Here is a 26,198-nt window from a genome sequence, read left to right as displayed (position 1 = left end):
CTGACGTTCGCGGGCTTATGTGCGTTGCTTTGGCCGGATGTCCTCCAGCACTGCGTAGAACGCCGGGAGCACCAAAAGGATCAGCACCGTGCTGCTCAGCAGGCCGAAGACGATCGCAATCACCAGCGGTTTGAGTGTTTGCGCCTGTGTGGAGGTTTCCAGCAGCAGCGGCGCCATGCCCATGATGGTGGTCGAGACCGACACGAAGATCGGGCGGAACCGGGCACGCACGGCCTCTCCGGTGGCCTCTGCGGCCGAAAGACCTGCGGCGCGGCGCAGGTTGACCACGCCGATGAGAAGGATCGCGTTGTTCACGACAATCCCCGCCAGCGACGCAGCCCCCACCAGTGACGGCATCGAAATGTTGTAGCCCATCAGCACATGACCCCAGATCACACCTAGAAAGGCGAGCGGAATCGTCAGCATGACGATCAGCGGTTCGACATAGCTGCGGAACTGGAAGCTGAGGACGATGTAGATGCCGATCAATCCGATCAGGAAGCCGCGCAGGATCGAGCCGACGGTTTCAGCCGAATTCGCGGCCTGCCCCCCGATCTCAAAGTCAAGGCCGGGCGTGGCGGTGACGAGATCGGGAAGGAAGCCCGCGGTCAGCCGCGCGGTGATCGCGTCGGCATTGCCGATCCGGCCATCCACATCGGCCGAGACGGTCAGGTTGCGCAGCCCATTCCGCCGGGTGATGCTGCCCCAGCCGCGCGCCTCGGTGATGGTCGCAATGCTGGCCAGTGGGACGGTGCCACCGCCGGGAAGGGCAATCTCGACGTCGCTCAGGTCGGCATGATCGACGCGGTCGGTGTCGGACAGGCGAACCTCCAGATCCCACGCCAGGTCGCCGCGCCGGATTTCGGCAAGCTGCGTGCCAAGGAAAGCCGCGCGCACCTGTCCCGCGACGTCCGCGGCACTCAGCCCAAGGGCCTCTGCCCCCGGTGACAGGATCAACCGCAATTCCGGCGCGCCCGGACGCAGGTCGAGGATCGCGTTGCGCACGCCTGCGTAGGTTTCCAATTCGGCCAACGTGGCCCGGCCCGCCGTCTCCAGCGTGTCAAGGTCGGAATGGGTCAGGCGCAACTCCAGGGCGATGCCCTGTGGGCCGATGCCCGGTTCGGTCAGGATCAGAGAGGTGACGCCGGGCAGCAGCCCGATTTCCGCGCGCCAGCGGGTGACAATCTCGTCCAGCGTGCTGGCGCGGGTCTCGGCGCCCAGCAGGTCCACGGCGATAGTGGCGACATGGGCGCCGTTCTCGCCAACCGAAAGGTTGCGGCCCATGCGGGTCATGCGGCGGATCACCAGCGGTTGCGCATCGGGCTGTTCGGGCGTCAGCTGGGCGTTTACCCGGTCAAGCGCCGCTTCGACCTGTGCGACCGCTTCGCTCGTGCGTGACAGGGGCGTGCCCGCAGGCAGCAAAAGCCGCGCCTCAAGGACGTCGCCGTCGATCTCGGGCATTGCCTCGCGTTTGACGACACCGCCGCCCAACGCGCCCAGAGTGATGATCAGCGCCGCCGTCGCCAGCCCCACGACCAGCCAGCGCCCGCGGATCGCGGCATCTGCAAGCCGGCCCACACCGCCTTCGCGCAGCGCGTCAAAGGCGTCATCAAAGCGGCGGTGGAAGCGTGACGGCTCGGCCTCTTTCAAGCCGCGCGCAAGGTGGTGCGGCAGGATGAAGAAGGCCTCGATCAGCGAGGCGGCAAGGGCCGCCACCAGGACAACCGGCAGAACCTCGAGCACCGCCCCCAGATCGCCCGCCAGAAAGGCCAGCGGCAGGAACACGGCCAGCGTGGTCAGGAAAGACGAGACAACGCCGGGTGCCACGGCGGCGACGCCCGCAGCCACCTTTTCCACCCTGACGTCCTTGGTGGTATGCACCGCGATGGAATCCGCGATCACGATGGAATCGTCCATCACGATCCCGATCGCCATAAGAAGCGCCACCAGCGTTATCATGTTCAGGCTGAGTCCGGTCAGCCCCATCCAGACGAAAGCACCGGCAAAGGCCACCGGCAGGCCCATCGCGGCCCAGATTGCAAAACCGGGGCGGAAGAACAGGCTCATCACGACCACGACCAGCACAAGACCCATCGCGCCGTTCCGGATCAGCATGAACAGCCGGTCGCGGATGATCGAGGTCACGTCCTGCACCACTTCGACCCTGATCGTTCCGGGCAGGCGCGCGGTCTCGTCCTCGACCAGAGCGGCCACGCCGTCCAGCACGCGCAGCGCATCCGCGTCGAGCGCCTTGGCCACGTCGATCAGGATCGCGGGGGTGCCATCCACGAAGGCGCGCTCGAAGGGCGGCTCGAACCGCTCTTCTATCACGGCCACGTCACCCAGCGTCAGCGTCGCGCCATTGGGCAGGACCAGCACGGGGATCGTGGCGAGCTCCGTGGCCGTGTCGCGCTCGGCCGTGAATCGCAGGGTCAGATCGGCACCCGGTCCTTCCAGCGTGCCGGTGGGCAGGTCGATGTTCTGGGCGGCGATGGCGGCGGCCAGTGCCGCCGGGGTCAGGCCGTGGCTGTCCAATACGGCGCGCGTGGCGGTGACCGAGAGTGAGCGTGTGCCCAGCCCGCTGCGTAGGACCTTTGCCACGCCCGGCAGCGCGGTCAGGCGGTCGGACAAGGCATCGGCGTAACGGTCCAGTTCGCTCAGCGGCAAATCCCCCGATATGGCGACGGAGCTTACGGGCGCGGTCCGGTGTAATTCGCGCACGATGGCGGGGTCGGCCCTGTCGGGAAATGTATCAATCGCAGAAACTTCGGTCCGCAGCGAATTCACAAAGCGCAGCGCATCGTTGCCGGGGGCCATGGTTGCCACGGCACGGGCGTGGCCGGTCTGCGCGGTGCAGGTAAAGGTTTCGAGGCCCTCGACCCCCTGCACCCCGTCCCAGAGCGGCCCGCAGATCGCGCCTTCGACATCCTCGGCGGCGGCCCCGCGATAGATCAGCGTGACCTCGGCCTCGACCGCGCGGAAATCCGGGAAGGTCTCGCGCAAGAGGGTCGGGGCGGCAAAGACACCGGCGGCAAGGAACAGCAATAGCAGCAGGTTGCCCGCCGTCGGGTGGCCGGTAAACCAGCGGATCATTCCGGGGCCTCGATGGCGGTCAGGGCCATGCCGGGGATCGCGGGGGCGATATCATCAAGGATCACGCGGTCGCCGGGGGCAAGGCCGCCGCTCAGCACGACGCGCCCGTCCTGTGCAAAGGCCGGGGTGACGGGGCGCAACTCCAGCAGATCACCGGCGCCCGCAAGGCGCACCGTCCCGGCATGAAGCGCCGCCTCGGGGATTGCGATGGCGCCGGTCAGGGGGGCACCCGCGAAGGAAAGCTGCACCTGCATATTGGGCACCAGCGGCAGGCGGCGGGGCGGGTCTGCGTCGGCATAAGGGGCGTTTACGGTCACCACGACGGGCACGGTGCGGGCGCGCGCATCGAGCGCACCCTCGATCCGGCTGACGCTGGCAGGCCAGACTTGCGCCGGGTCAGACAAGGGGCTGAGCGTCACGGCGATGTGTGTGGCGGGCATGTCGCGCATCATGTCCGAAAGGGTCATGCCGCCGGGCAGGTCGCCAACGAGGCGGCGAAACCTGTCGATAGGCAGATGCGCCACGACCTCGGCTGTGGCTATACCATCGGCACGGATCACGACCTGACCGGGGGCGATGGTCTGAAAGTGTTCGGCATTCACCTCGGTCACACGCAGATCGAAAGGCGTTGTCAGCGTGGTCCGCTCAAGTGACCGCCGTGCCCGCGCGATGGCGGCCTGCGCGCGCGCGGTCTGTGCGGTAATCCGCGCCTCGCGCGACGGGATCAGGGCCAGTGCGTTTTCCAGTTCGGCCACAACGCGACGGGCCAGAAGCGTCGCACGCTCTGCCTCGTCGGCGCGGGCCTGTGGGGCGGTTCCCTGTTCGGTCAGGGTGCGGGTGCGGGCCAGATCGGCCTCGGCCAGGATCAGCCGGTCGCGTTCCAGTGCCAGAATGCGGGTGGTATTGGCGGTTTCGGTGGTCAGTTGCCTGTCCTCTGCGGCAAGGGCGGCGAGATCGGCCTCGGCCTGCGCCAATGCCAATTCGTAATCCGCCGGGTCGATCCGCAGGACCTTGGTCCCGGCCGGAATCAGGCGGCCAGGCTCCAAATCAGGATGTCTCCAGATGACCTCGCCCTGGACCTCGGCCACGGCGACCCAGGTGTCGGCCGCCCGCAGGTTGCCCCAGGCGCTGGCGGTCGGGCGGATATCTTGCGCCGTGACCCGCATGACCCGGACGGGCAGGGCGGGCGCCGCGCCCTCAAGTTGCGCGGGGCCGGGCGCGGTTGCGATCATCCAGGCCGCCGCAGCGATACCGAGGGCAATGGGCGGGAGGGCGAGAAGCGGTGCGAGACGCATGGGATCAATCCTCGACCCGGCGCATCCGCACCAGTGCGCCGCCACAATGTGCAACCGTCCTGCTGACGGCCATTAGGACCATCAGCGCATGAAAAGACAAACGGGGCGGCATCGCATCTCTCAACAGACATTTCTGCGCGATCAGCCGTGTCGTGGCGGGCATGACGGGGATCCTTTCGGTCGGGTCGGCGCGGCGGGCGATGGTGGTTGCCGTTGTTGGTAGTATATGTTAGTTACTTATAACTAACAAGGGAGTGTTTCATGACCGGCCGTCAAAGTGCAGAAGATCGCAAGGCGCAGATCGTCGCCGAGGTGCTGCGGCTGGCAGATGAGATCGGGCCTGATCGCCTTAGTACCACTGATGTGGCCCGTGCGATCGGTCTTAGCCAGCCCGCGATCTTTCGGCACTTCCCGACCAAGAGTGCGCTCTGGCTGGCCGTCGCCGAGGATATCGCCATGCGCCTGCGCGATGCATGGGCCGACGCCGGGGCGCAGGCCACGACCCCAAGGGCGCGGCTGAAGGCGCTGATCGAGGCGCAACTGACCGCGATTGCCGAAAGGCCCGCCCTGCCTTCGATCCTGTTCTCGCGCGAGTTGCAGGTCGATAATCCGGCGTTGCGGGATGTGTTTCACGGGCTTCTGGGGAGTTTTCAGGTTCACCTTGTCGCGGCGATCCGGGATCAGCAGCGGGCGGGCGGTCTTCGCGCTGACATCAGTGCGCAGGATATCGCGATCTTGCTGACCTCACTCGTGCAGGGCGTGGCGATCCGCTGGACGCTGGGGGCGCGCGCCTTTCCGCTGGTGCAGGAAGGATTGCGGCTGTTTGACGTTCAGTTGGCGCTATTGTGCACAAGCGGGGTTGTGGCGCAGGACTAAGGCAAATCCGGAGCGGCGCAGCGCACGTTTGCTTGCCTGCGCGTTCAGGCGGATGCTGTCGGCGGCGAGGCCGGGGAGCGTCGGTGCATCAGACGTTTTCGGGGCGATAGACGCAATCGGCCAGCGTGCTGCGGTTGAGATCGGCGATAAAGACGGCTTCGGCATGCGCAAGCCGCGCCTTCAACTGGCACCGCGGGGTGAGGATGCAGGTATTGCCCGCCGTGCCAAAGCATTCCACCAGCGCCTGATCGGCTTCCAGCACCGCCACAACATCGCCCAGCCGGATTTCCTCGGGCGGGCGGGCCAGTATCGCGCCTCCCCCGCCGCCGCGCCGCGTTTCCAGAAGGCCCGCGGCGGAAAGGGCCGAGATGACCTTGGCCAGATGGTTGCGTGACACCTGAAATTCGCTGGCAAGATCGGCGGCGGTAAAGGCGCGTGCCGGGGCGCCGGCCATGCGCATCAAGACGCGCAGCCCGTAATCGGTAAAAGAAGTGAGGCGCATGGTCGCGTTCCTGATTTGGTATTTACATTGCGTATTACAGTGGGATAATCGGTAAATCAAATGCCAATTCATGCCAGCTGGACCGACCATCAATGAAGGACGTGCCATGAAAGACGATACCACCATTAAGGTGCCGCAGGAAACCGGCGCGATGATCGAACATCCCATTGCGGCGATGCGTGCCGGGCATGATGATCACTTCGAAGCCGCCACATGACCAAGGGCCGCACATATGCGTCGCCGCCCTGCATGGCGGCAGAGGTCGACCCCACGTATTTCGATCCGCTTGCGGTTGATTCCGTTCAGTCACGCGACGTGGCGCGTTGGCGCCGTGCGGAACGGTTACGGCTGGCCGGAGTGAGAGAGGCCTTGGGTCAGGCCGGGCGGGCAAGCGTTTCGGAGCGGATCGGGCGAAATCTGGAACGGGTCCTGACCCAACGCGGGATCGGACAGGGAACTGTCCTTTCCGGGTACTGGCCGATCAAGGGAGAACCCGATCTGCGTCCGCTTCTGAGAGACCTGCATGATAAAGGCGTCACCATCGCGCTTCCGGTCGTCGAAACCCGCGCCGCCCCTTTGATCTTTCGCCGCTGGACGCCCGAGACGAAAATGGTGCGTGGTGACTGGAACATTCCCGTTCCCCCGCGCGAGGCCGCAGAGTTGACACCCGATGTCGCGCTTGCTCCCTGCCTTGGCTGGGAGGGTGAGTGCTTTCGGCTGGGCTGGGGCGGGGGATATTTCGATCGCACGCTGGCCGTGCTTGACCCGCGCCCCCTGACCATCGGTATCGCGCTGACGGCCGCGCGCCTGACCACGATCTATCCGCAACCGCATGACATCCCGCTCGACCTGATTGTGACCGAGGATGGTTTATCTGCCGAAAGGACGGCTCTGACATGAACACAGGAGATCCCGCAGTGTCGCCAATGCCGCTACCGGGCAGCGGGATGATCTCGCGTCTGGCCTGTGGTGTGGCTCAACCGATCCTGACGCGGATCGTGCGGCGCATTGCGGCGCGGCATCCGTCACTCTTCGCCCGCCTTGGCCCACATCAGGGCACCGATTTCCTGATTGATCCGGTTGACCTTCCCTTTGCGCTGCATCTGCGCCCCGATCCGCAGGCGCTGGTGTTTCGCGCCGTACCCCGCAATGCCGCGCCGGTTGTGGGCGCAGCGATCCGGGGGCGGTTCATGCTGCTGCTGGAACTGGTTGATTCCGAAGAGGACGGCGACGCCGCTTTTTTCTCGCGCGATCTTGAGGTCACGGGCGACACTGAGGCAGTGGTGCGGTTGCGTAACGCGCTGGATGATATGGACGGCTCGCTGGCTGAGGAGACGGCTGCGATGTTCGGCCCGCCCGGACGGGCCATTCTGGCCCGTTTGCGGCGCGGATATACCCCCGACATGAAAAGGACCTGACCCGAGATGAGCCTTGCTGAACTGATCTGTCCCGCCGGGACGCCCGCCGCGCTGCGCACGGCCGTGGATGCCGGTGCCGACGCCGTCTATTGCGGGTTCCAGGATGCGACCAACGCCCGCAACTTTCCCGGCCTAAACTTTACGCCTGATGAACTTGCCGAGGCAGTGGCCTATGCCCACGCCAAGGGCACCAAGGTGCTGTTGGCGCTGAACACCTATCCGCCGGCGGGCAAGGTCGACCTGTGGCGTCACGCGGCCGATCTGGGCGCGCGGTATGGCGTGGATGCGTTCATCGTCGCAGATATGGGCGTTGCCGACTACATCGCGCGCAACCATCCGCAGGTGCGGCTGCATCTCTCGGTACAGGCGGCGGCCTCCAGCCCCGAGGCGATCCGGTATTATTGTGAGAATTTCGGCGTCAGGCGCGTGGTGCTGCCGCGTATCCTGACGATCCCCGAGATCCGCCAGATCCGCACGGAGATCCCCTGTGAGATCGAGACCTTCATTTTTGGCAATCACGGGCTGATGGTGGAGGGACGCTGTAGTCTGACCAACTATCTTACAGGCCAGTCCACCAACATGGATGGTGTGTGCTCGCCGGCTTCGGACGTTGAATACGCCCGCCATGAGGATGGCTCGATGTCCTCGCGGCTGGGGGAATTTACCATCGACCGCTTTGGGCCCGACGAAAAGGCGGGTTATCCCACGATCTGCAAAGGCCGGTATGCCGCGCCGAACAGGCCCGAGGGCTATTATGCCTTCGAAGAGCCGATAAGCCTGAACCTGTCGCGGCTTTTGCCCGAGCTGATCGACGCGGGGGTTCATGCCTTCAAGATCGAGGGGCGGCAGCGGTCCAAAAGCTATGTCCGTAACGTGGTCAAGGCTTTCCGGGCAGCAGTCGATGACATCCGTGCCGGTCGTGAAGCCAACATGGCCGATCTGGTCGCCCTGACCGAGGGGCAGAAACAGACGCAAGGCGCGTTCGAGACGAAGAAATGGCGGTGACACCGATGACGACAAAATTGACACTCGGACCTATCGCCTATCACTGGCCTGCCGGGACGCGGCGGGATTTCTACGCGCGCATCGCCGATGAATCACCGGTGGACGAGGTCTATCTCGGCGAGGTGATCTGTTCCAAGCGTGCGCCGTTTCACGAAGCCGACCTGCCCGAGACCATCGCGCGACTGGAACGCGGGGGCAAGACGGTGATTGTCTCGACACTGGCCGAGGTGATGCTGAAACGCGAGCGTAAGGCGACCAACGACCTGTGCGCGATGGAAACCCCCGAGATCGAGATCAACAACGCGGCGGGGCTTTATGCGCGGGGCAGGCAGGCGCACCGCATCGGTCCCTTCATGAACGCCTATAACGAGGCGACGATCGCGTGGATGGCCGGGCAGGGCGCAACCCATGTCTGCCTGCCGACCGAATTGCCCGGCCCGGCCATCGCGGTCGCGGCCAAAGCGGCCCGCGCCCTGGGATTGGGTGTCGAGGTGCAGGTGTTTGGCCGGGCCTCGCTTGCGGTGTCGGCGCGCTGCTACCACGCGCGGGCGCATGGGCGGACCAAAGACAATTGCCAGTTCGTCTGTGAAGGCGATGCTGACGGAATGCCGCTGCGCACCACCGACGACCATGCGATCTTGCGGGTGAACGGGATACAGACCCAATCCGAGAGCTACGTCGATCTGTTACCCGAGGCGGATCGTTTGCTCGCCGACGGGGTGACGCACCTGCGACTCATGCCGCAGGATGTGGACATGGTGGCGGTCGCGGGCGTGTTCCGCGACAGGCTGGACGGAAAGCTTTCGATGGATGAGGCCGATGACTGTCTTGGGCGTCTTTGCGGCGCGGTGCCTCTCAGCAACGGGTTTTATCACGGTGCGGCAGGGTATCGGCGGATCGCGATGGCATCGCCTGCCTGACGCTGCATAAAAGCATCACGGATGACTCGATAACCGAACAGTTGAGGGCCTGATCACGCAGACGAAAGTGCAAGAACAATGTCTGCGAATCATCCCTTTGTCGCGGCTGTCGGTTTATTTGTTTCCATTATTTGGATGATGGAGGCTGAAATTAGCGATTGCCTCACGATCAGGCCACAACCCATTAAGGATGTGGCCAAAATATGGCGGAATTTGGGGCACGGCGTTCTCGATATCAGGTTGGAAACAATTACACGCAAAACGTGTTTGCTAGCCGGTTTTATTTCGGATTTCAGCGGGAAAACCCTATTTTGTGGAAAAGTTCGGCTCATATGTGAAACAATTTCGCCCAAAAGATGTGGCGCCCAGATGATAGAAGCTCCGAATTCCCGGCATTTCAGACATGTTTTTGACGCCTTTCAGTCAAAATTCCCTTTGGAGTTGCTTCTCCTTTAGGTAAAACGAACTCAGCCCAACTGGGGGGCGATGTCTGTAGGTCGTGGGGGCGGCCGCACAATTTTACGCACCTTTCGGTGCGGCAAGGGGTGCGTTCGCTGAGTTGTATTAAACAACGCATGAATGTCACGTGACGCGGGGTCAATTCCGCAGTCTGTCATTGTCGACCTCGGCAATTTCTCTCTTGTAATTTTTGTGCAGGTCGCCGTGCGCCAAAACATCGTCCGCGAGATGAAATTTATTCATAGGCTCAAAGCACGTGTGTGTCCGAGTGTTATAGGAGACGAAAATGCCGATTAATAAAGTGGAAGGCGACAACGCCGGGAACCGGATTGATCTGGATTATGCTGCGGACGTTGACGGTGATCGCATTGACAACAACGATGCGGCGGACGGCTCCAATGACGATGTGGTCGACGGGTTTGGCGGTGATGATACGATCCTTTCCGAAGATGGAAACGACACGGTTTACGCCGGGTCGGGCAATGACAGTGTAGAGGGCGGCGCAGGCAACGATGTCATCTATGGCGATAGCAACAGCCTCGACAGCGGCGGTCGCGAAAGCTTTGAATGGGACCTGGCGCCGGATCCGGATGGGCCCGCCCCGATCGAAGGCGGCGACGCGATCACGGCTTTCACGCAGAATACCGGTACTGTCGATGTCACCTTTTTTCAGCTGACAGCCACAGGGCCCAGCACGACCGAGTTTGCGTCCAACCCGCAGACCGTCGACGGCATCGACACCGGCGGCGCCCCGGCGGACCCCAACAGTTCGCTTGCAGCCGACCTTGGCAACGAACACACATTCACCGACCTCAAGCTTGAGTTTTCAGAAGGCGTCGAGAATATTTCGTTCCGGATAAATGACCTGGACGGCGATGAGAATATTCGTGTCTATGCGTTTGATGAATTCGATAACCTTGTTCCCGTGACGCTGACAACCGGGGCATCTGTGGTGGCCACCGGGCCGGACACTGCCGAAGGATCCGGCTCCAGCTCCACGCTTGGTGATGATGCGGCGGATAATTCGGTTCTGGTCGATATTGCGGGGCCCGCCGTGTCGCTGGTGATCCGCTATGCGGAATCTGGTCCGGATTCGGACGGGATCAACGTGACGGACGTCTATTTTGATGCGCCGGGCGGCGTCATCGACGCCGGCGCGCCGGGCAATGACACGCTTTTGGGCGGTGACGGCGACGATAGCCTGTTTGGTGAAGAGGGCGATGACGTTCTGACCGGCGGCGCCGGGGCCGATTTGATTGAGGGTGGCGCTGATCAGGACACGATCATCGGAGGCACCGCAGGCGATGTGGCCGATGGCGGCAGCACCGGCACCGACTATGACACCCTTGACCTCAGCGGTTCTGGCCCGCTGCGGGTGGTTGACGAAACCGTCGATCCTGACGGCAATTCTACCTCGGGCCGGATCGAATTTCTTGATGGTGACGGAGAAGTCACCGGCGAAATGACCTTCCGCGAAATCGAAAACCTCATTCCCTGTTTCACTCCGGGCACGGCGATTGCCACGCCGCGCGGTGAAAAGCTTGTGGAAGAGTTGCAGGTTGGCGATCGGATCATCACGAGGGACAACGGTCTTCAGGAAATCCGCTGGATCGGTCACCGGGCGCTTGGCGGTCAGGATCTGATCAGGTCACCGCATCTCCAGCCGGTTCTGATCCGGGCGGGAGCGCTTGGCCAGGGGTTGCCGGAACGTGACATGCTGGTCAGCCCGCAGCACCGGATTCTGCTGAACAACGAACGCGCGGCGCTTTACTTTGAAGAACGCGAGGTTCTGGCGGCGGCGAAACATCTGACTGGTATGGACGGTGTGGACAGGGTGGAAAGCAGTGGCACCACCTATATCCACTTCATGTTCGACCAGCATGAGGTCGTGCTCTCCAACGGCGCCTGGACCGAGAGTTTTCAGCCCGGCGAACAGGTTCTGGATGGCATGGGCAGCGCACAGCGCGACGAGATCTATGATCTGTTCCCGGACCTGCGCGAGGTCAAAGGCATCGAGGCCTATCAGGCGGCGCGGCGTTCTCTCAAGCGGCACGAAGCACGGTTGTTAGTCAAATAGGTCACCCGGTTTGCAGCCGGTCCGCCCATTCCCCTTGGGGATGGGCTGACCAGAAATCGGTTGCGGGGGCTGATCCGGTTTCGAAATAGCGAACAATCCCGGTCAATGGCCGGGATTGTTTGCGTGAATGGGTCAGAAAACGAGGTTAACGCCCGCTGCGTGCCCGCCAAGTGGCCCAGGCCTCGGGCGTATCAAGGTCGGTCGTGGCGTGGGTGCCGGGCAGTTGGATATGCATCACCCGCTCGCTGCGCAGGATCGCGCGCGCGCCCTGATCGCCTGAAAGACGTTTGAGGGCGGGCAAAAGATCCGCAGGGAAAACGACCGGATGACCTGGTGTCCCAGCCTCGTCCACAGCGCGGCAAACTGTTTTGAGATCAAAACCCTGAAGCATTAGGTTAAGGTCGGCGGCGTCAAGGTCTGGCATATCGGCCAGCACCACCATAAGCCCCGATGCGCGTCGGGATTCGGCCCATGCGGCACCTCTTCGGATCGACGCGGCGATCCCTTCGGCGGCCTCGGGCACCTCTTGGAGATGAAGCCGCCCGTCGCTGATGCCCGAGAGTGCCGCGCGGCGCGCGGGGTGATCCGGCGATAGGGTCACCAGCACATCACAGCCGGTTCGCAGCGCCATCATCACCTGCCGGCGCAGCAGTGGCACCCCGTCGATCGGCTCCAAAAGCTTGTCGTGCGGCGCCATGCGCGACGACGATCCGGCTGCGGGAATGAGCAACACGATATCGGCGGGCATCTTAAGTCCTTCCGGGGGCTAGCGGATCAGGTTCATCCTGATCTTGAGCCTGCGGCGCGCCTCTTGCGGCAGGTGCCGGTTGAGATAGCGGTTGACCAGGCCAAAGCTGGCGATCACCGCAAGTGTCAAAAGGATGAAATAGCCGGCAAGGATCGGGTAGGGCACGAAGGGGTTGAAGGTCTTGTCGGCGAAATATTTCGCATAATAGAGCGCGTCGCCGCGTTGCTGCCAGACCGGGAAACCGGAAAAGAACACAAGCGTCGTTGCGTGAAACAGAAAGATCGCCTCGTTCGTATAGGCAGGCCAGGCGAGGCGCAGCATGGTCGGCCAGATGATCCGGCGAAACCGCGCCATACCGGTAAACCCATAGGCATCGGCCGCCTCGACATCGCCCTTGGGGATTGAGCGCAGGGCGCCATAGAAAATCTCGCCCGAGTAGGCGGCGGTGTTGAGAAACAGCACGATCAGCGCCCCCAGAAAGGCCGAGGTCAGCACGTCGAAAAACGGGCTGATCGTCTTGAGGGAGAGGAAGAGGAAATAGGCGAAAAAGAACTGGATAAAAAGCGGCGAGCCGCGAAAGACGAAGATGAACCACTCGGACGATTTGCGCAAAAGCGGATTGGGCGACCCCTTGCCAAGCGCCACCGCAGTGGCAAGCACAAAGCCGGTCAAAAGCGCGAGCGCACCGAAATAGACGTTCCAGATCATCCCCGATCCGATCAGCGTAACCTGTTCGCAGAGGGTGAAATTATCACGCGGCAAAAGCCGCTCGCCGATGCCGATGCTGCGCAGCCCGTAATCCTGAATGGTCTGCAAACAGCTCATGCCGTGGCCTTTCTCTGGGCTTCACCGCCGGTGGTGGCCTGTCCGTGGCTCAGCTTGATCATGAGCTTTTCAAGGAAAACTTCGGAGACCCGGGTGAAGCCGAGGTAAAACACCAGCAGCCCGAGGAAATACCACATCCGCCAGTCGCCATGCGGATATTCAGTGAAGCGCGGGTTGGAGGTGCCGCCAAGTTCGCGCGCCCAATAGACGATATCCTCGACTCCGAGCAGGAACAGAAGGGGTGTCGCCTTGATCAGCACCATCCAGAGGTTGCTGAGGCCGGGCAGGGCATAAACCCACATCTGTGGCACGAGGATGCGCCAAAAGCTTTGGCGGCGCGTCATGCCATAGGCCTCGGCGGTTTCCATCTGGGCGCGTGGCACGGCGCGCATCGCGCCGAACAGGACATTGGCCGCGAAGGCGCCAAAAACGATCGCAAAGGTCAGAACCGCAAGGAAAAACCCATAGGTCTCATGAATCCATTGCGGCGCGGTTCCGAGCGGAAGCTTGGCCGCCTGACAGACCACGAAATCATTGCCCTGACGTATCGGTTTGTCCCAGTCGGGGCAGAGGACCTGATGGCGCGTCCACTCGAACGCCTGATCGAGGGCGATAACGAAAAACAGGAAAAAGGCGATGTCGGGCACGCCGCGCACCACCGATATATAGGATTTTCCGAACCAGCGGACCGGCAAAAGATGCGAACGCGCCGCCATTGCCCCGCCAAAGCCAAAGGCAAGGGCCGCCGGGGCGGTAATTCCGAGCAGTAACAGAACCGTTGCCACCGCATAGTAAAGCTGGATGTGCTTGGTTGTCGTCAAATAGCACGACAACCAGTTCAGCCCTTCAAGCGCGGCAGGATCGGTGCAGAATGAGAACATTGCATCTGGCCTTATCGGGAAAGGGCGGGGCCGGGGGTGGCCACGCCGCAGGGCTTGATCAGAAGGTCAGGCCGATTTCCCACTTCTCGATCATGGCGTTCAGGCTGCCATCGTCCTTCATCGACTGGATCGCGGCGTCCAGCGTGGATTTCAGCTCGGTGTCGCTTTCGCGCAGGCCGAGGCCGACGCCGCCACCGATCAGCTCCAACTGATCGAGGAGTTCAAGACCGGCATCCTCATCGGCGATGGGGGCAAGGTATGCACGGTCGGCAAGAACGGCATCCGCCTCGCCATTGCGGACTGCGGCAACGGTCTCCTCGGGGGTTGCGTATTCCACGAGGGTGGCACCGCTTGAGGCCACGAAAGAGGCCTGGATCGTGCCGGTCTGGGCTGCGATCACGGCCGATGTCACGTCAACACCGCTTGACGCGGCGAGATAGGCCGAGGGGTCGGGCAGGGTGTAATTCTGTGTGAAATCAATCACCTGATCACGTTCATCGGTGATCGACATGCCGGCGATGATGACGTCATAGTTGCCCGAAACCAAGTTGGGGATGATGCTGTCCCAATCATTGGTGACCCATTCACAGGTCAGCTCTGCGCGCTTGCAAAGCTCGTCGCCAAGCTCGCGTTCAAAACCGTCAACCTCGCCCTTGTCGTTGATGAAGTTATAGGGGGGGTAGGCGCCTTCGGTGCCAAGACGGACCGTATCGGCCATGGCAAAACCGGCTGTGAGGGCCAGTGCGGTGGTCGTAAGCATGAGTTTTTTCATTGTTATGTCTCCCTTGGTTGGTACGCAGCCTCAGTCCGGGTTTGTCGAACTGAGGAATTGTTGCAGGCGCGTCGATTTCGGGGCGCCGAAAAGTGTCTCTGGCGGGCCTTGTTCTTCGATCAGCCCCTGGTGCAGGAACACCACATGGTCGCTGACATCGGCGGCCATTTTCATATCGTGTGTGACGATCATCATGGTGCGGCCTTCATTGGCCAGATCACGGATGACGCGGATCACCTCTTGCTCAAGCTCAGGGTCAAGCGCGCTTGTGGGTTCGTCAAACAACAGCGCCTCGGGCTCCATGCAAAGGGCGCGGGCAATCGCGGCGCGTTGCTGCTGGCCGCCTGATAGCTGGGCGGGAAACGCATCGCATTTGTCGCCGATCCCGACCTTGTCGAGATGCTTGCGCGCGGTGGCCTCGACCTCGGCGCGCTCGCGCCCGAGAACGGTAATCGGGGCCTCCATCACGTTTTGCAGGATGGTCATATGGGACCAGAGGTTGAACTGTTGGAAAACCATCGAAAGATTGGTGCGGATGCGCAGCACCTGCGTGGGATCGGCGGGATGCCGGCCAAGGCCTTCACCGCGCCATTTCACCGGCTCTCCCTTGAACAGAATATCGCCCTGCTGGCTGTCTTCCAGAAGGTTGGCACAGCGCAGCACAGTCGATTTTCCCGATCCGGATGATCCGATAAGCGAGACAACATCACCCTTGCGGGCGGTGATCGAAACGCCCTTGATTACCTCAAGTGCGCCATAGGCCTTGTGCAGGTTGCGGATTTCAAGGACCGGTGTCGCATCGGGCAAGGCGGGGTTCCGTTTCGGTTACAATTTTACATTCAGCTGTTAATAGGGCCGAAAAAATGGGCCGATGCAACGTTCAAAACGGTTGTTTTGGCCGCTTAGGTGCCGAAATGGCGTGGACTCCGCTCAATTTGGCGGCGGTGGCGCGGGATTGGGCTGTGCCAGATAGGCCTCTGCGGCGATCGTTGTCAGGCCGCGAAGACCAAGGGTCGCGCGATCCGTCAAGGACAGCCCCGCGATTGCCGCGCCGAGCGCCGCAAAGATCGGCGCCGGATCGCGGCCGGGCGCGGTAATATAGGGCAGGGCGGGGGTCGCTTTCGTGCGGGCAAGCTCACGCAGTTCGGCGGCAAACGGATCATGGCGTTGCATCATCTGCCAGCTAAGGGCGTCGAGCGCGGCGATATCGGCGCGGTTTTCGGCCACCGCACGGGCCGAGGCCCGGTGCGCACCGGTTTGCACGGGGTTTGAAAAGCTGAATCCGTGGGTCATCGCATAGGTCTGCGGGGCGGCCCATCCCGATTGCGAGAGCGCCTCGTTATAGGCAAGGCGCGCGTCTGCAAAACCATCCGGCGTGGTGCGCGGATCGTCGCGCCGAACGACAAACACAGAGTAATAGTGCCCCGGCGGGCAATCCGGCAGTTCCAGTACCGGCGTGCCCACAAGCGTGACCGAACCGTGCAGGCGCGCGCGATAGGGATAGCCACAGGTCTGCGACAGGAGAAGATCGGGGCTTTGCCAGTGATCCCAGGGGGCGGCGCCTCGGATCAGGTGATCCGGGCCATAGCCAAGCTCTGCGCGGACCCCCTGCCAGAGGCGGTCATTGGCTTCCGCCGTCTCAGGGCGATCGTACATCGGCAGGCTTGCGATCATGCGGATGGTGTCATCCTCTGGCGGGCCATTGCGCTGTCGCGATCCGAAACCCCGAGAAGATTCGCGACCAGCCGCAAGAGCGCGTCCTCGTCGGCTTCGCGCACGCCATCGGCCAGGGCCACCTGCCAGAGGGATTCGATCACGGCAAGGCGGTCTTCATAGGCCACGGCATCCTTGATCGCGCGGGTGAAGCGGACGGTATCGGGGGCTTCGGCCTCAAGATATTCGGCCCGCTGGCGCAGCGCCTCGGCATCGGATTTCGACAGCCCGTAGCGCGTGGCGATGATCCGGTTGATGCGAATGATCTCATTGGCGGCATAGTCGCCATCACTGCGCGCCACGCGGACCAGAAGGGCGGTCAGGGCCAGCCGTGCATCCGCATCGGCCAGCGGCTCGGGGGCTGGTTGAACCAGCTTTCTGAGAAAGTCACCAAACATTCCCTAGGTATAGGGCGCATGGCCGGTGGCGCCAATGGCAATTTAGCTGTTTTCCGCCAGGGCGCGGGCGGTCTCGTTGTCGGCGTGGCTCAGGCCCATCGCTTCGCGGGCGGCATCAAGCACCTGCAATTCCTCGGGGTGGCTTGCGCCATCCGAGAGCACCACTTCCCACAGCGCCTCTAGCGCGTTGACGCGCGCGTCGATGCTGACCGTTTCGCGGATCAGATGGGCAAACCTGCTCGTATCAGGGGCCGCGTGTTCAAGTTTTTCGCAGGTGGCGCGCATCTTGGCGGCCTCGATCGGCTTGAGCCCGTAAAGCCGCGCCAAAAGCCGGTCGATCCGCTTGATTTCGGCCACTTCGTAATTGTGATCGGATTTTGCCACCCGGACCATCAGGGCGCCAAGCGCAAGTTTTTCATCCGGTTCGGGCAGGGGCGCCGGTTTGGGGGCGGAAAAGGCGTGCAGGATCCTGTTTATCATGATCTCAGGCTAGCGCCGAATCCGATAGCTCCCAAGTAATTTTTCCGGGAAGTGCAGGATGATTTGAACCCCTGAATGACCTGACCGCTCCGGGCGCCGTAATTGGGTCATATTTGTTCCAAAGAAAACACCTTTTGTCACAGCAAATTGTTCCGACGGTGATCTCGAAATCAGACGGAGCGCTTCATGCCCACCCCCGATACCTTCAACTGGGCAACCTCTTCCGACGCGGATCATTTGCGTGAGGCGCGGTCTTTATCTCCACAAGACCTTTGCGGGTTGATCAGAACCTATGACTGGTCGCATTACCCGGAGCCGGTACTTGGCTGGGCCATGGCGCAAAAGGGGATTGATCTCTGTTCGGCCCTGACCGCCTTTTTCAACGGCGAACCGGAGCGGTTCAATTACATGCCCAAACGCCACGTTCCCGACACCCATCGCGGTGCAGCGCGGCTGCTTGATAACATCTGTGTGCGAATCAATAGCGGGTTCTATCTTGTCTATCCCGGTCATGAACCGGACTCTCGCGGCAAGCTTTTGAAGTGGCTGGAATTTCAAAACACCGACCGGAACGAGGGGCGGTGCGGGCGCTGGATACTGGATGAGCGGATTCTGGAGCCGATGCTGAAAGACGGGCTTCGGTTCGATCTCGGGACAGAAGCGCAACGCTTTAAAAAGCCAAGCCTCTGGCGGGACCTGCTTAGCCCGGTGCTAGAGCTTGGGGTGAACCGCGACCTGTTGAAACACAAACCGCCCCGCACCTGATTGGCCGCGTTTGGGCGGGCCTAGACCAGCCGCGAGGTTTCGATCGCGGCACGGACGAAATCGGCAAAAAGCGGATGTGGCGCGAAGGGCTTGGATTTAAGCTCGGGGTGGAACTGAACCCCGATGAACCACGGGTGATCGGACCATTCCACAATTTCCGGCAAACGCCCGTCCGGCGACATGCCCGAAAATCGCAGGCCAACCTCTTCGAGCTTGGCGCGATACTTGGTGTCCACCTCATAACGGTGGCGATGGCGTTCCTCGATGGCAAGGACCCCATAGACCTCGGCCACTTTCGAGCCTTTTCCAAGGGTTGCGTCATAGGCGCCGAGGCGCATCGTGCCACCCTTGTCGTCCGAAACCTTGCGCTGAACCTTTTCGTTGCCCTGCACCCATTCCTTGAGGTGATAGACGACCGGTTCAAAGCGTTTCTTGCTCGCCTCATGGTCAAATTCTTCAGAGCCCGCATCGGGAAGACCGGCCACGTTGCGCGCCGCCTCGATCACTGCCATCTGCATGCCGAGACAGATGCCGAGATAGGGAATCTTGCGGGTGCGGGCGAATTCTGCCGCCTTGATCTTGCCCTCTGTCCCGCGCTCGCCAAAGCCGCCGGGTACAAGAATGGCGTGAAAGCCTTCGAGATAGGGGGCGGGGTCTTCGGTATCGAACACCTCGGCGTCGACCCATTGCACGTTGACCTTGACCCGGTTGGCCATGCCGCCATGGGTCAGCGCCTCTTTGATCGACTTATAGGCATCTTCAAGCTGAACGTACTTGCCGACGATCGCGACATTCACCTCGCCGTCAAAGTTATGGATGCGGTCGGCCACGTCCTGCCAGACGGTCAGGTCGGGCTTGGGGGCCGGCGAGATGTCAAAGGCATCAAGCACCGCCTGATCTAGCCCCTCGCGATGATAGGCCAGCGGGGCCTCGTAGATGGATTTCAGATCATAGGCCGCGACGACGGCTTCCTTGCGCACGTTGCAAAACAGCGCGATCTTCTCACGCTCCTTTTCCGGGATCGGATGTTCAGAGCGGCACTCAAGGATATCGGGCGCGATGCCAATGGATTGCAGCTCTTTCACCGAATGCTGGGTCGGCTTGGTCTTGAGTTCGCCGCTGGCGGCGAGATAGGGCAACAGGGTGAGGTGCATGAAAATGCACTGTCCGCGCGGCTTGTCATGACTGAACTGGCGGATCGCCTCGAAGAAGGGCAGACCTTCAATGTCGCCCACCGTGCCGCCGATCTCGCAGAGCATGAAATCGACCTCATCCTCGCCGATGGCAAGGAAATCCTTGATCTCGTTGGTGACATGCGGGACCACCTGAATGGTCTTGCCAAGATAGTCGCCGCGCCGCTCGCGCTCAAGAACGTTGGAATAGATCCGCCCGGAACTGACGGAGTCGGTATAGCGCGCGGGCACGCCGGTGAAGCGTTCGTAATGGCCAAGATCCAGGTCGGTCTCGGCGCCGTCGTCGGTCACGAAGACCTCGCCATGCTCGAACGGGCTCATTGTGCCGGGATCGACGTTTAGATAGGGGTCAAGCTTGCGCAGCCGCACCGAAAAGCCGCGCGCCTGCAAAAGCGCGCCAAGCGCCGCCGAGGAAAGCCCCTTGCCAAGGGATGAAACAACGCCGCCGGTGATGAATATATAACGTGCCATGCGCGTGGCGCCCCCGTGATTTCTGCTGTGTGATGTGCGGTAAAGCGCCCGGACCGGCCCTTGAAAACCGAGGGATCACGGGGCTAAACCTTTATAGGATTCGCAACAATAGCGCAAGCCGACCGCAAGATGATGTTGCGGCACCGGATTGGCCATCAATTCTTTGTGGTTAGTCGGCGGTCGGTGTCAGCGGTGCCGTATCGCCGCTTGGCGGCGGCAAAAGCGTGTCCGCGTCGGGCAGGGCGGGAACGCTTGCCTCGGGGGCGGGCGGTGCATCTGTCAGGCGATCAAGCACCGAAACCCCGGCTGCGTTCTGCGCGGCGATGATGGTCAGGGTGATCGAGGTCACGATAAAGGCCGCGGCCAGTATCCAGGTGACCTTGCCAAGCGCCGTGGCCGCGGCGCGCCCGCTGACGGCCCCGCCACCACCGCCCATGCCAAGTCCGCCCCCTTCAGAGCGTTGCAAAAGCACGACGCCGATCAGGGCGAGTGCCAGAAGGAGATGGATGGTAAGGACGACGTTTTCCATGAAGCACGGGCCTATAAGTTAGCTTGGTCAGGCGCTATCTATGCAATTCCGCCAGCCCCCGCAACCCGGCAATGTCGATCACACCCGCGGATCAGCGGGACGTGGCGCGTTTTCAGGCATTTCCAACCGCTTCGGTGACCTTTGGGCGATACACTGAAAACCGGGCAGGACCCGCGGCATGGCCGACAAGGCTGAGCAATGCGCATGTCGCGAATGCAAGCGCGGAACACTCAATATTGCGCTCGGGCGCGTGATCAGAGGTGACGCGGGACCGAGATCGAGAAGGGCTCGGCAGGGTGCAACACCAGATCAAGCCCGAGCTTGAGGCAGACGGCAAGAACCAGCAAGGCCAGAAGAATGCGCAGTTGTTCCGCTTTGAGCAGCAGGCCGACGCGGGCGCCAAGCTGGGCGCCGATCACGCCGCCGACAATAAGCAGCACGGCCAGCACCGTATCGACCGTGTGGCTGTTATAGGCATGCATCATCGTGGTGTACCCCGAGACGAAGATGATCTGGAACAGCGAGGTTCCGACCACGACTTTGGTCGGCATGCCAAGGATATAAATCATCGCTGGCACCACAACGAATCCGCCGCCCACCCCCATGATCGCCGAAAGCACGCCGACGAAGAATCCGACAATAAGCGGCGGGAAGACCGAGATATAAAGCCCCGACGAACGGAATCGGATTCGCAACGGCATCGCATGGACCCAGTCAAGACCGCCCCGCTTGCGTTTGGGGCTGGGGCCCTGCAGCTTTGCCTTGCGCATCGCGTTGAGGCTTTCGATGAACATCAGCGCGCCGATCACCCCGAGAACAACCACGTAGAAGATGTTGACCAGAAGGTCGACCTGTCCGAGTTCGCGCAATGAATTGAAGATGTAGATGCCCACGGTCGAGCCGGTGAGGCCACCAACCATGAGCGCGATGCCCATTGGGAAATCGACGGTACGACGTCGGATATGGGCAAGGATGGCCGAAAAGGACGACGCGACGATCTGGTTCGCCGATGTGGCCACTGCGACGGCAGGCGGGATGCCGATGAAGAACAGCAGAGGCGTAATAAGGAAGCCGCCGCCAACCCCGAACATGCCTGAGAGAAGACCGACAACGAGCCCGATAGAAAGGAGAAGTGGACCGTTTACCGAAACCTCGGCGATGGGCAGGTAAATTTCCATGAGAGCCGGGAATACCTTGTTGCGCAGGCCCTGCACTTACGCCCAAGCGCTGTCGGATGCAAGATAACAGGCACTGAAAACACGCCGCGCGCCCCTAGGGTGCCTCACTCATCCACATCATCCATATCCGCCTGACCCGACAGCTTTCGGCGCACATGGCTCCAGCTCAGGCCGATGCCAAGCACCAGCGAGAGCGCCAGTATCCCGAGCCAGACATTGACCGAGGGGTTGTCAAGCCGCAGGATGCCATAGTCATAGAGCACCCACAAAAGGGCGGCGGCGAGAGCCATGACAAGCCCCATGCCAACCCCCCCGATCGAGCGCAGCGTGGCGCGCAGGTAGATAATGTATCCCACCAAAAGCAAAAGCCCTAGCAAGACCGTCAGAGGCATCTGATCGCCAAACCCCGTTCGTGCCCAGGTCACGTAATTCCACCGGGTCGGATTGAAGGTTGCCGACAATAGGCCAAACGCCATCGCCCAGCGTAAAACAAAGCCCATCTGTCACTCCTTTCCTGCCATTCTCCCCTGATTTGCCCAAGGTGCCGGTTCATGTCCAGAGGCTGCGGCGATTTAGTGGTTTCGTCCGGCGCGGCGCAGGGCTATACGGGCTCCGGTTTTGACCAAATGCCGAGAGGATAATCATGGCAAATGTCGTCGTAGTCGGTGCCCAGTGGGGTGACGAGGGAAAAGGCAAGCTTGTTGACTGGCTCAGCGAACGCGCCGATGTGATCGCCCGGTTTCAGGGCGGGCATAATGCGGGCCATACCCTTGTCATTGATGGCGAGGTGTTCAAGCTCAATGCGCTGCCGTCGGGTGTGGTGCGGGGCGGCAAGCTTAGCGTGATCGGCAACGGCGTGGTGCTGGATCCCTGGCATCTGGTCAAGGAAATTGCCTCGATCCGCAAGCAGGGTGTCGAAATCACCCCGGAAACGCTGATGATCGCTGAGAACACGCCGCTGATCCTGCCGATCCACGGCGAGCTTGACCGCGCCCGCGAAGAGGTCGCGAGCAAGGGCACCAAGATCGGCACCACCGGGCGCGGCATCGGCCCCGCCTATGAGGATAAGGTCGGGCGCCGGTCGGTGCGGGTGGCGGACCTGGCCGACGAGGCAACGCTCGTGGCGCGGGTGGATCGCGCACTTCAGCATCACGATCCGCTGCGCAAGGGTCTCGGAATCGATGCGATCGACCGCGACGCGCTGATCGCCCAACTCAAAGAGATCGCGCCGGAAATCCTGCAATACGCCGCGCCGGTCTGGAAGGTTCTCAACGAAAAGCGCAAGGCGGGCAAACGCATCCTGTTTGAGGGCGCTCAGGGGGCCTTGCTCGATATCGACTTTGGCACCTATCCCTTCGTCACCTCTTCCAATGTGATCGCCGGGCAGGCGGCCACCGGAACCGGCATCGGGCCGGGCTCGATCGATTACGTGCTGGGCATCGTCAAGGCCTATACCACCCGCGTCGGCGAGGGGCCTTTCCCGACCGAACTTGAGGACGAGGACGGCATCCGGCTTGGGACGCGCGGCCATGAATTCGGCACCGTTACCGGGCGCAAGCGCCGCTGCGGCTGGTTTGATGCCTGTCTCGTGCGCCAGACCTGCGCCACCTCAGGGGTGAACGGCATTGCCCTGACCAAGCTTGACGTGCTGGATGGCTTCGAGACGCTGAAAATCTGCGTCGGCTATGAGCTCGACGGCAAACGGCTCGACTATCTGCCGACCGCCGCCGAGCAACAGGCCCGCTGCACGCCGATCTACGAGGAAATGCCGGGCTGGTCCGAGTCGACCGAAGGCGCACGGAGCTGGGCCGATCTGCCCGCCGAGGCGATCAAGTATGTCCGGCGCGTCGAAGAGCTGATTGATTGCCCCGTGGCGCTCCTTTCGACCTCACCTGAGCGCGAGGATACCATTCTCGTGACCGACCCCTTCGCGGATTGAGACTGGAAATGGCCCTGAGCTACAAGGCGCGCCGGCGCTGGTCCCTGGTGATCCTGCTGATCGGGCTGCCGGTCTATCTGGTGGTCGCGGTCAGCCTTGTCGGCCTGCTGGACCGGCCCGCCTTCTGGCTCGAACTGCTGATCTACGTGGGGCTTGGGTTCATCTGGATCATGCCCTTTAAATTCATCTTCAAGGGCGTCGGTCAGGCTGATCCCGACGCACCTGACGAATAACACCACATGACCCACAAGAAGGGGCGGTCGATAAAGATGCGACCGCCCCTTCTTCTGGGCAAAAACACTCAGATCCGACACGCGCCGCGCAATTCCGGCGCGGCCCCGCTTATCCCCGCATGCGCGCCCCGTCCGCATCAAACAGCGGTTCGGTGATCAAACTCGCGGGATAGCGCTTGCCCAAAATCTCGATCTCGACCGCCAGGCCCTCCTTGGCCTGATCCGAAGGGATCAGGCCAAGGGCGATGGATTTCCCGGCATGGTGTGAATAGCCACCCGATGTGCAAAAGCCCGTCACGTCGCCGTCAACCCATATCGGCTCGTATCCGTTGACATCTGCGTCCTCGGTCTTGACCTCAAAGGCCACCAGCTTACGTTTCGCGCCCGCATCGCGCTCTGCCTCGGCCGCGGCGCGACCGATGAAGTCGCTGTTCTTGGCAAAGCTGATGAACCGGTCCATGCCGGTCTCGGCCGGGGTGTAATCGGGGGAGAATTCGTTCATCCACGAGCCAAAGAACCGATCCAGCCGAAGCGACATCATCGCGCGCATGCCAAAGGGGCGCATGCCGTGCTTTTGTCCCTCGCGCCAGAGTACATCCCAAAGCGCGCGCTGTGCCATCGGATCACAGAATATCTCGTACCCAAGATCGCCGGTATAGCTGACCCGCTGCACGAGGCAGTCGACCATACCGACGGTCACATGGCGGATGTCCATGAACGCCATGTCCTCGACCGTGTCGCGCGTCACGGCCACCAGAACCTCGCGCGCCTTTGGTCCGGCGATCTGGAATCCGTTCAGGCGGTCGCTGATATTTTCGACATGCACCCCTGTCGCCTCATTCATTGCGAACCAGCGCATGTGGACGGCCTGTGCGCCGTATGAGGCGGTGAGCTGGAACGTATCTTCATTGAGGCAGGAGACAGTGAAATCGCCCCATAGCCGTCCCTTGGGCGAGAGCATCGGCGTCAGCGACAGGCGACCGGGCTTGGGGATGCGCCCCGCCATGATCCGATCAAGCCAGCCACGGGCATTCGGCCCGGTGACAAGGTATTTTCCGAAATTATGGACCTCGTTGATACCCACGGCCTCGCGCACGGCTTTCACCTCGCGTGCTGTGGCATCCCATGCGTTCGAGCGGCGGAAAGACGGGGTTTCAAAGCGCGGCTCATCGCCTGTGGCAAAGTAATTGACCACCTCAAGCCCGTATTGCGCGCCCCAGACCGCGCCCATGCGATCAAAGACGTCATACATCGGTGTCTGACGGAACGGGCGCGCGGCGGGCAGTTCTTCGTTGGGATAGCTGACGCTGAATCGTTTCTGATAGTTTTCGATGACCTTGGGCCGGGTATAGCCCGGCGTGATCCAGTCGCCAAAGCGGGCCACATCCATCGCGGTGACATCACGCTCGCATTCGCCTGTCGTCATCCATTGCGCCAGCATGAGGCCGACGCCGCCCCCCTGAGAAAAGCCCGCCATCACGCCGCAGGCAGACCAATAGCCACGCAGGCCTGGCACCGGCCCGACCAGCGGGTTGCCATCGGGGGCAAAGGTGAAGGGGCCGTGAATGACCGATTTGACGCCGGCCTGCTCCAACACCGGAAAGCGGCGATAGGCAAATTCGATACTGTCTTCGATCTTGTCGAGGTTGTCGGGCAGGAGTTCGTGACCGAAATCCCAGGGCGTACCATCGACCGCCCAGGGTTTGCAGGGCTGTTCATAGAACCCGATGCAGAGGCCGCGACCTTCCTGGCGCAGATAGCTTTCACCGGCCGGGTCCATCACATGCGGGTGTTCGGCATCGCGCTCATAGATCTCGGGGATATCATCTGTGACGATATACTGATGCTCCATCGGGTGCAGCGGCAGGTAAACCCCGGCCATCGCGCCGACCTCGCGCGCCCATAGACCGCCGGCATTGACCACATGCTCGGTATGCACCGTGCCCTTGTCTGTCACCACATCCCAGGTGCCATCGCCGCGTTGTTTCGTCTCCTGCACCATGCAATGGGTCTCGATCGTGGCGCCCCCCATGCGCGCGGCGCGGGCATAGGCATGTGTCGTGCCTGACGGGTCAAGGTGACCGTCAAGCGGATCGTACAGCCCGCCAAGGATGCCGTCGGTATTGGTCACGGGGGCGATTTTGGCGATCTCTTCTGGGGTCACGATATGGGTATCAAGCCCCATGTAGCGATGCTTGGCGCGCTCGGCCAAAAGCATGTCAAAGCGGTCGCGGTTATCGGCCAGCGTGACACCGCCCACGTGATGCAGCCCGCAGGACATGCCGGTGATCTCTTCCAGTTCCTTGTAAAGCCGGATCGTATAGCCCTGAAGCGCGGCCATATTGGTATCGCCATTGAGCGTGTGAAACCCGCCCGCCGCGTGCCATGTGCTGCCGCTCGTCAGCTCATCGCGTTCCAGCAGGACCAC

Annotated in this window: 26 protein-coding genes; 9 read left to right on the top strand and 17 right to left on the bottom strand. The window is 62.0% G+C overall.

What is annotated here, in order from left to right; translation table 11 throughout:
• Positions 1–15: 15 nt before the first annotated feature.
• The 3 genes from QZ522_RS03730 to QZ522_RS03720 are packed head-to-tail and all read right to left on the bottom strand — an operon-like array spanning position 16 to position 4,551.
• The gene (locus QZ522_RS03730; RefSeq protein ID WP_294607653.1) at positions 16–3,093 is read right to left on the bottom strand and encodes an efflux RND transporter permease subunit; all 3,078 of its coding nucleotides are present in this window, start codon (positions 3,091–3,093) and stop codon (positions 16–18) included.
• Positions 3,090–4,388: an HlyD family efflux transporter periplasmic adaptor subunit gene (locus QZ522_RS03725; RefSeq protein WP_294607651.1), complete on the bottom strand. Its 1,299-nt coding sequence runs from the start codon at positions 4,386–4,388 to the stop codon at positions 3,090–3,092. The genes QZ522_RS03730 and QZ522_RS03725 overlap by 4 nt, the downstream gene beginning before the upstream one ends.
• A gap of 4 nt (positions 4,389–4,392) precedes the next feature.
• On the bottom strand, positions 4,393–4,551 hold the full coding sequence (locus tag QZ522_RS03720; protein ID WP_294607649.1) for a hypothetical protein: 159 nt from the start codon (positions 4,549–4,551) through the stop codon (positions 4,393–4,395).
• A gap of 98 nt (positions 4,552–4,649) precedes the next feature.
• On the opposite strand from QZ522_RS03720, the gene QZ522_RS03715 reads away from it, so the two are divergent.
• Positions 4,650–5,264: a TetR/AcrR family transcriptional regulator gene (locus tag QZ522_RS03715; protein ID WP_294607646.1), complete on the top strand. Its 615-nt coding sequence runs from the start codon at positions 4,650–4,652 to the stop codon at positions 5,262–5,264.
• A gap of 88 nt (positions 5,265–5,352) precedes the next feature.
• Here the strand turns inward: QZ522_RS03715 and QZ522_RS03710 are convergent, their stop codons facing one another.
• Positions 5,353–5,766, bottom strand: coding sequence for an Rrf2 family transcriptional regulator (locus QZ522_RS03710; RefSeq protein ID WP_294607644.1), 414 nt, complete (start codon positions 5,764–5,766; stop codon positions 5,353–5,355).
• Between the two features lie 213 nt (positions 5,767–5,979).
• On the opposite strand from QZ522_RS03710, the gene QZ522_RS03705 reads away from it, so the two are divergent.
• From QZ522_RS03705 to QZ522_RS03685, 5 genes are all read left to right on the top strand, one after another.
• Positions 5,980–6,666: a 5-formyltetrahydrofolate cyclo-ligase gene (locus QZ522_RS03705; protein ID WP_294607642.1), complete on the top strand. Its 687-nt coding sequence runs from the start codon at positions 5,980–5,982 to the stop codon at positions 6,664–6,666.
• Entirely contained in the window at positions 6,663–7,184 is a 522-nt protein-coding gene (locus tag QZ522_RS03700) for an SCP2 sterol-binding domain-containing protein (protein WP_294607639.1), read from the top strand. Before QZ522_RS03705 ends, QZ522_RS03700 begins: the two co-directional genes overlap by 4 nt.
• A gap of 6 nt (positions 7,185–7,190) precedes the next feature.
• Entirely contained in the window at positions 7,191–8,189 is a 999-nt protein-coding gene (locus QZ522_RS03695; RefSeq protein WP_294607637.1) for a peptidase U32 family protein, read from the top strand.
• Between the two features lie 5 nt (positions 8,190–8,194).
• Positions 8,195–9,109 (top strand): U32 family peptidase, encoded by a 915-nt coding sequence (locus tag QZ522_RS03690; RefSeq protein WP_294607635.1) that lies wholly within the window; start codon positions 8,195–8,197, stop codon positions 9,107–9,109.
• A gap of 745 nt (positions 9,110–9,854) precedes the next feature.
• Entirely contained in the window at positions 9,855–11,645 is a 1,791-nt protein-coding gene (locus QZ522_RS03685) for a Hint domain-containing protein (RefSeq protein ID WP_294607633.1), read from the top strand.
• A gap of 145 nt (positions 11,646–11,790) precedes the next feature.
• Here QZ522_RS03685 and QZ522_RS03680 read toward each other — a convergent pair whose 3' ends face one another.
• The 8 genes from QZ522_RS03680 to QZ522_RS03645 all read right to left on the bottom strand — a co-directional run bounded on the left by QZ522_RS03680 (position 11,791) and on the right by QZ522_RS03645 (position 17,462).
• Positions 11,791–12,393 (bottom strand): nucleotidyltransferase family protein, encoded by a 603-nt coding sequence (locus tag QZ522_RS03680; RefSeq protein ID WP_294607630.1) that lies wholly within the window; start codon positions 12,391–12,393, stop codon positions 11,791–11,793.
• An 18-nt stretch (positions 12,394–12,411) separates the two neighbouring features.
• Positions 12,412–13,218, bottom strand: coding sequence for an ABC transporter permease subunit (locus QZ522_RS03675; RefSeq protein WP_294607629.1), 807 nt, complete (start codon positions 13,216–13,218; stop codon positions 12,412–12,414).
• Positions 13,215–14,099 carry an ABC transporter permease subunit gene (locus QZ522_RS03670; RefSeq protein ID WP_294607626.1) on the bottom strand — a complete coding sequence of 295 codons (885 nt, stop codon included), beginning with the start codon at positions 14,097–14,099 and terminating at the stop codon, positions 13,215–13,217. The genes QZ522_RS03675 and QZ522_RS03670 overlap by 4 nt, the downstream gene beginning before the upstream one ends.
• Positions 14,100–14,157: 58 nt before the next feature.
• A complete protein-coding gene (locus tag QZ522_RS03665) occupies positions 14,158–14,871 on the bottom strand; it encodes a transporter substrate-binding domain-containing protein (protein WP_294607624.1) in 714 nt (237 codons plus the stop codon).
• Positions 14,872–14,901: 30 nt separating this feature from the next.
• Positions 14,902–15,678, bottom strand: a complete 777-nt coding sequence (locus tag QZ522_RS03660; RefSeq protein WP_294607622.1) for an ATP-binding cassette domain-containing protein — start codon at positions 15,676–15,678, stop codon at positions 14,902–14,904.
• 123 nt (positions 15,679–15,801) lie between these two features.
• Positions 15,802–16,545, bottom strand: coding sequence for a PhnD/SsuA/transferrin family substrate-binding protein (locus tag QZ522_RS03655; protein WP_294607620.1), 744 nt, complete (start codon positions 16,543–16,545; stop codon positions 15,802–15,804).
• Positions 16,542–16,982: a TerB family tellurite resistance protein gene (locus QZ522_RS03650; RefSeq protein ID WP_294607617.1), complete on the bottom strand. Its 441-nt coding sequence runs from the start codon at positions 16,980–16,982 to the stop codon at positions 16,542–16,544. The genes QZ522_RS03655 and QZ522_RS03650 overlap by 4 nt, the downstream gene beginning before the upstream one ends.
• 42 nt (positions 16,983–17,024) lie before the next feature.
• A complete protein-coding gene (locus QZ522_RS03645; protein ID WP_294607614.1) occupies positions 17,025–17,462 on the bottom strand; it encodes a TerB family tellurite resistance protein in 438 nt (145 codons plus the stop codon).
• 186 nt (positions 17,463–17,648) lie between these two features.
• Between QZ522_RS03645 and QZ522_RS03640 the strand changes: the two genes are divergently transcribed.
• A complete protein-coding gene (locus tag QZ522_RS03640; protein WP_294607611.1) occupies positions 17,649–18,227 on the top strand; it encodes a hypothetical protein in 579 nt (192 codons plus the stop codon).
• Between the two features lie 20 nt (positions 18,228–18,247).
• Here QZ522_RS03640 and QZ522_RS03635 read toward each other — a convergent pair whose 3' ends face one another.
• From QZ522_RS03635 to QZ522_RS03620, 4 genes are all read right to left on the bottom strand, one after another.
• The gene (locus QZ522_RS03635) at positions 18,248–19,891 is read right to left on the bottom strand and encodes a CTP synthase (protein WP_294607610.1); all 1,644 of its coding nucleotides are present in this window, start codon (positions 19,889–19,891) and stop codon (positions 18,248–18,250) included.
• A gap of 169 nt (positions 19,892–20,060) precedes the next feature.
• Complete coding sequence (gene secG, locus QZ522_RS03630) at positions 20,061–20,420, bottom strand: preprotein translocase subunit SecG (RefSeq protein ID WP_294607608.1); 360 nt, start codon at positions 20,418–20,420, stop codon at positions 20,061–20,063.
• Positions 20,421–20,674: 254 nt separating this feature from the next.
• Complete coding sequence (locus QZ522_RS03625) at positions 20,675–21,598, bottom strand: sulfite exporter TauE/SafE family protein (RefSeq protein WP_294607606.1); 924 nt, start codon at positions 21,596–21,598, stop codon at positions 20,675–20,677.
• A 104-nt stretch (positions 21,599–21,702) separates the two neighbouring features.
• Positions 21,703–22,098, bottom strand: coding sequence for a DUF6524 family protein (locus tag QZ522_RS03620; protein ID WP_294607603.1), 396 nt, complete (start codon positions 22,096–22,098; stop codon positions 21,703–21,705).
• Positions 22,099–22,241: 143 nt separating this feature from the next.
• Here QZ522_RS03620 and QZ522_RS03615 point away from each other — a divergent pair, with 143 nt between their 5' ends.
• Positions 22,242–23,537 (top strand): adenylosuccinate synthase, encoded by a 1,296-nt coding sequence (locus QZ522_RS03615; protein WP_294607602.1) that lies wholly within the window; start codon positions 22,242–22,244, stop codon positions 23,535–23,537.
• A gap of 8 nt (positions 23,538–23,545) precedes the next feature.
• Positions 23,546–23,770, top strand: a complete 225-nt coding sequence (locus QZ522_RS03610) for a DUF2842 domain-containing protein (protein WP_294607600.1) — start codon at positions 23,546–23,548, stop codon at positions 23,768–23,770.
• A gap of 109 nt (positions 23,771–23,879) precedes the next feature.
• Here QZ522_RS03610 and QZ522_RS03605 read toward each other — a convergent pair.
• Positions 23,880–26,198 (bottom strand): FAD-dependent oxidoreductase (locus QZ522_RS03605; RefSeq protein ID WP_294607598.1); only part of this gene is annotated, 2,319 nt, incomplete at its 5' end.

Origin of the sequence: uncultured Roseovarius sp. (assembly GCF_913054395.1) — a bacterium.
GTDB lineage: Bacteria > Pseudomonadota > Alphaproteobacteria > Rhodobacterales > Rhodobacteraceae > Roseovarius.
The sequence above is the reverse complement of the archived record's forward strand: the minus strand, read 5'-3'. Positions and strand labels throughout refer to the sequence as shown.

Bases quoted from the DNA above. Each gene is read 5' to 3' on its own strand.
- QZ522_RS03695 (WP_294607637.1), top strand. From the start codon at position 7,191: ATGAGCCTTGCTGAACTGATCTGTCCCGCCGGGACGCCCGCCGCGCTG.
- QZ522_RS03725 (WP_294607651.1), bottom strand. From the start codon at position 4,388: ATGCGTCTCGCACCGCTTCTCGCCCTCCCGCCCATTGCCCTCGGTATC.
- QZ522_RS03610 (WP_294607600.1), top strand. From the start codon at position 23,546: ATGGCCCTGAGCTACAAGGCGCGCCGGCGCTGGTCCCTGGTGATCCTG.
- QZ522_RS03625 (WP_294607606.1), bottom strand. From the start codon at position 21,598: ATGGAAATTTACCTGCCCATCGCCGAGGTTTCGGTAAACGGTCCACTT.
- QZ522_RS03615 (WP_294607602.1), top strand. From the start codon at position 22,242: ATGGCAAATGTCGTCGTAGTCGGTGCCCAGTGGGGTGACGAGGGAAAA.
- QZ522_RS03730 (WP_294607653.1), bottom strand. From the start codon at position 3,093: ATGATCCGCTGGTTTACCGGCCACCCGACGGCGGGCAACCTGCTGCTA.
- QZ522_RS03705 (WP_294607642.1), top strand. From the start codon at position 5,980: ATGACCAAGGGCCGCACATATGCGTCGCCGCCCTGCATGGCGGCAGAG.
- QZ522_RS03720 (WP_294607649.1), bottom strand. From the start codon at position 4,551: ATGCCCGCCACGACACGGCTGATCGCGCAGAAATGTCTGTTGAGAGAT.
- QZ522_RS03685 (WP_294607633.1), top strand. From the start codon at position 9,855: ATGCCGATTAATAAAGTGGAAGGCGACAACGCCGGGAACCGGATTGAT.
- QZ522_RS03640 (WP_294607611.1), top strand. From the start codon at position 17,649: ATGCCCACCCCCGATACCTTCAACTGGGCAACCTCTTCCGACGCGGAT.
- secG (WP_294607608.1), bottom strand. From the start codon at position 20,420: ATGGAAAACGTCGTCCTTACCATCCATCTCCTTCTGGCACTCGCCCTG.
- QZ522_RS03655 (WP_294607620.1), bottom strand. From the start codon at position 16,545: ATGATCGCAAGCCTGCCGATGTACGATCGCCCTGAGACGGCGGAAGCC.
- QZ522_RS03650 (WP_294607617.1), bottom strand. From the start codon at position 16,982: ATGTTTGGTGACTTTCTCAGAAAGCTGGTTCAACCAGCCCCCGAGCCG.
- QZ522_RS03710 (WP_294607644.1), bottom strand. From the start codon at position 5,766: ATGCGCCTCACTTCTTTTACCGATTACGGGCTGCGCGTCTTGATGCGC.
- QZ522_RS03645 (WP_294607614.1), bottom strand. From the start codon at position 17,462: ATGATAAACAGGATCCTGCACGCCTTTTCCGCCCCCAAACCGGCGCCC.
- QZ522_RS03665 (WP_294607624.1), bottom strand. From the start codon at position 14,871: ATGAAAAAACTCATGCTTACGACCACCGCACTGGCCCTCACAGCCGGT.
- QZ522_RS03700 (WP_294607639.1), top strand. From the start codon at position 6,663: ATGAACACAGGAGATCCCGCAGTGTCGCCAATGCCGCTACCGGGCAGC.
- QZ522_RS03690 (WP_294607635.1), top strand. From the start codon at position 8,195: ATGACGACAAAATTGACACTCGGACCTATCGCCTATCACTGGCCTGCC.
- QZ522_RS03715 (WP_294607646.1), top strand. From the start codon at position 4,650: ATGACCGGCCGTCAAAGTGCAGAAGATCGCAAGGCGCAGATCGTCGCC.
- QZ522_RS03680 (WP_294607630.1), bottom strand. From the start codon at position 12,393: ATGCCCGCCGATATCGTGTTGCTCATTCCCGCAGCCGGATCGTCGTCG.
- QZ522_RS03635 (WP_294607610.1), bottom strand. From the start codon at position 19,891: ATGGCACGTTATATATTCATCACCGGCGGCGTTGTTTCATCCCTTGGC.
- QZ522_RS03675 (WP_294607629.1), bottom strand. From the start codon at position 13,218: ATGAGCTGTTTGCAGACCATTCAGGATTACGGGCTGCGCAGCATCGGC.
- QZ522_RS03620 (WP_294607603.1), bottom strand. From the start codon at position 22,098: ATGGGCTTTGTTTTACGCTGGGCGATGGCGTTTGGCCTATTGTCGGCA.
- QZ522_RS03670 (WP_294607626.1), bottom strand. From the start codon at position 14,099: ATGTTCTCATTCTGCACCGATCCTGCCGCGCTTGAAGGGCTGAACTGG.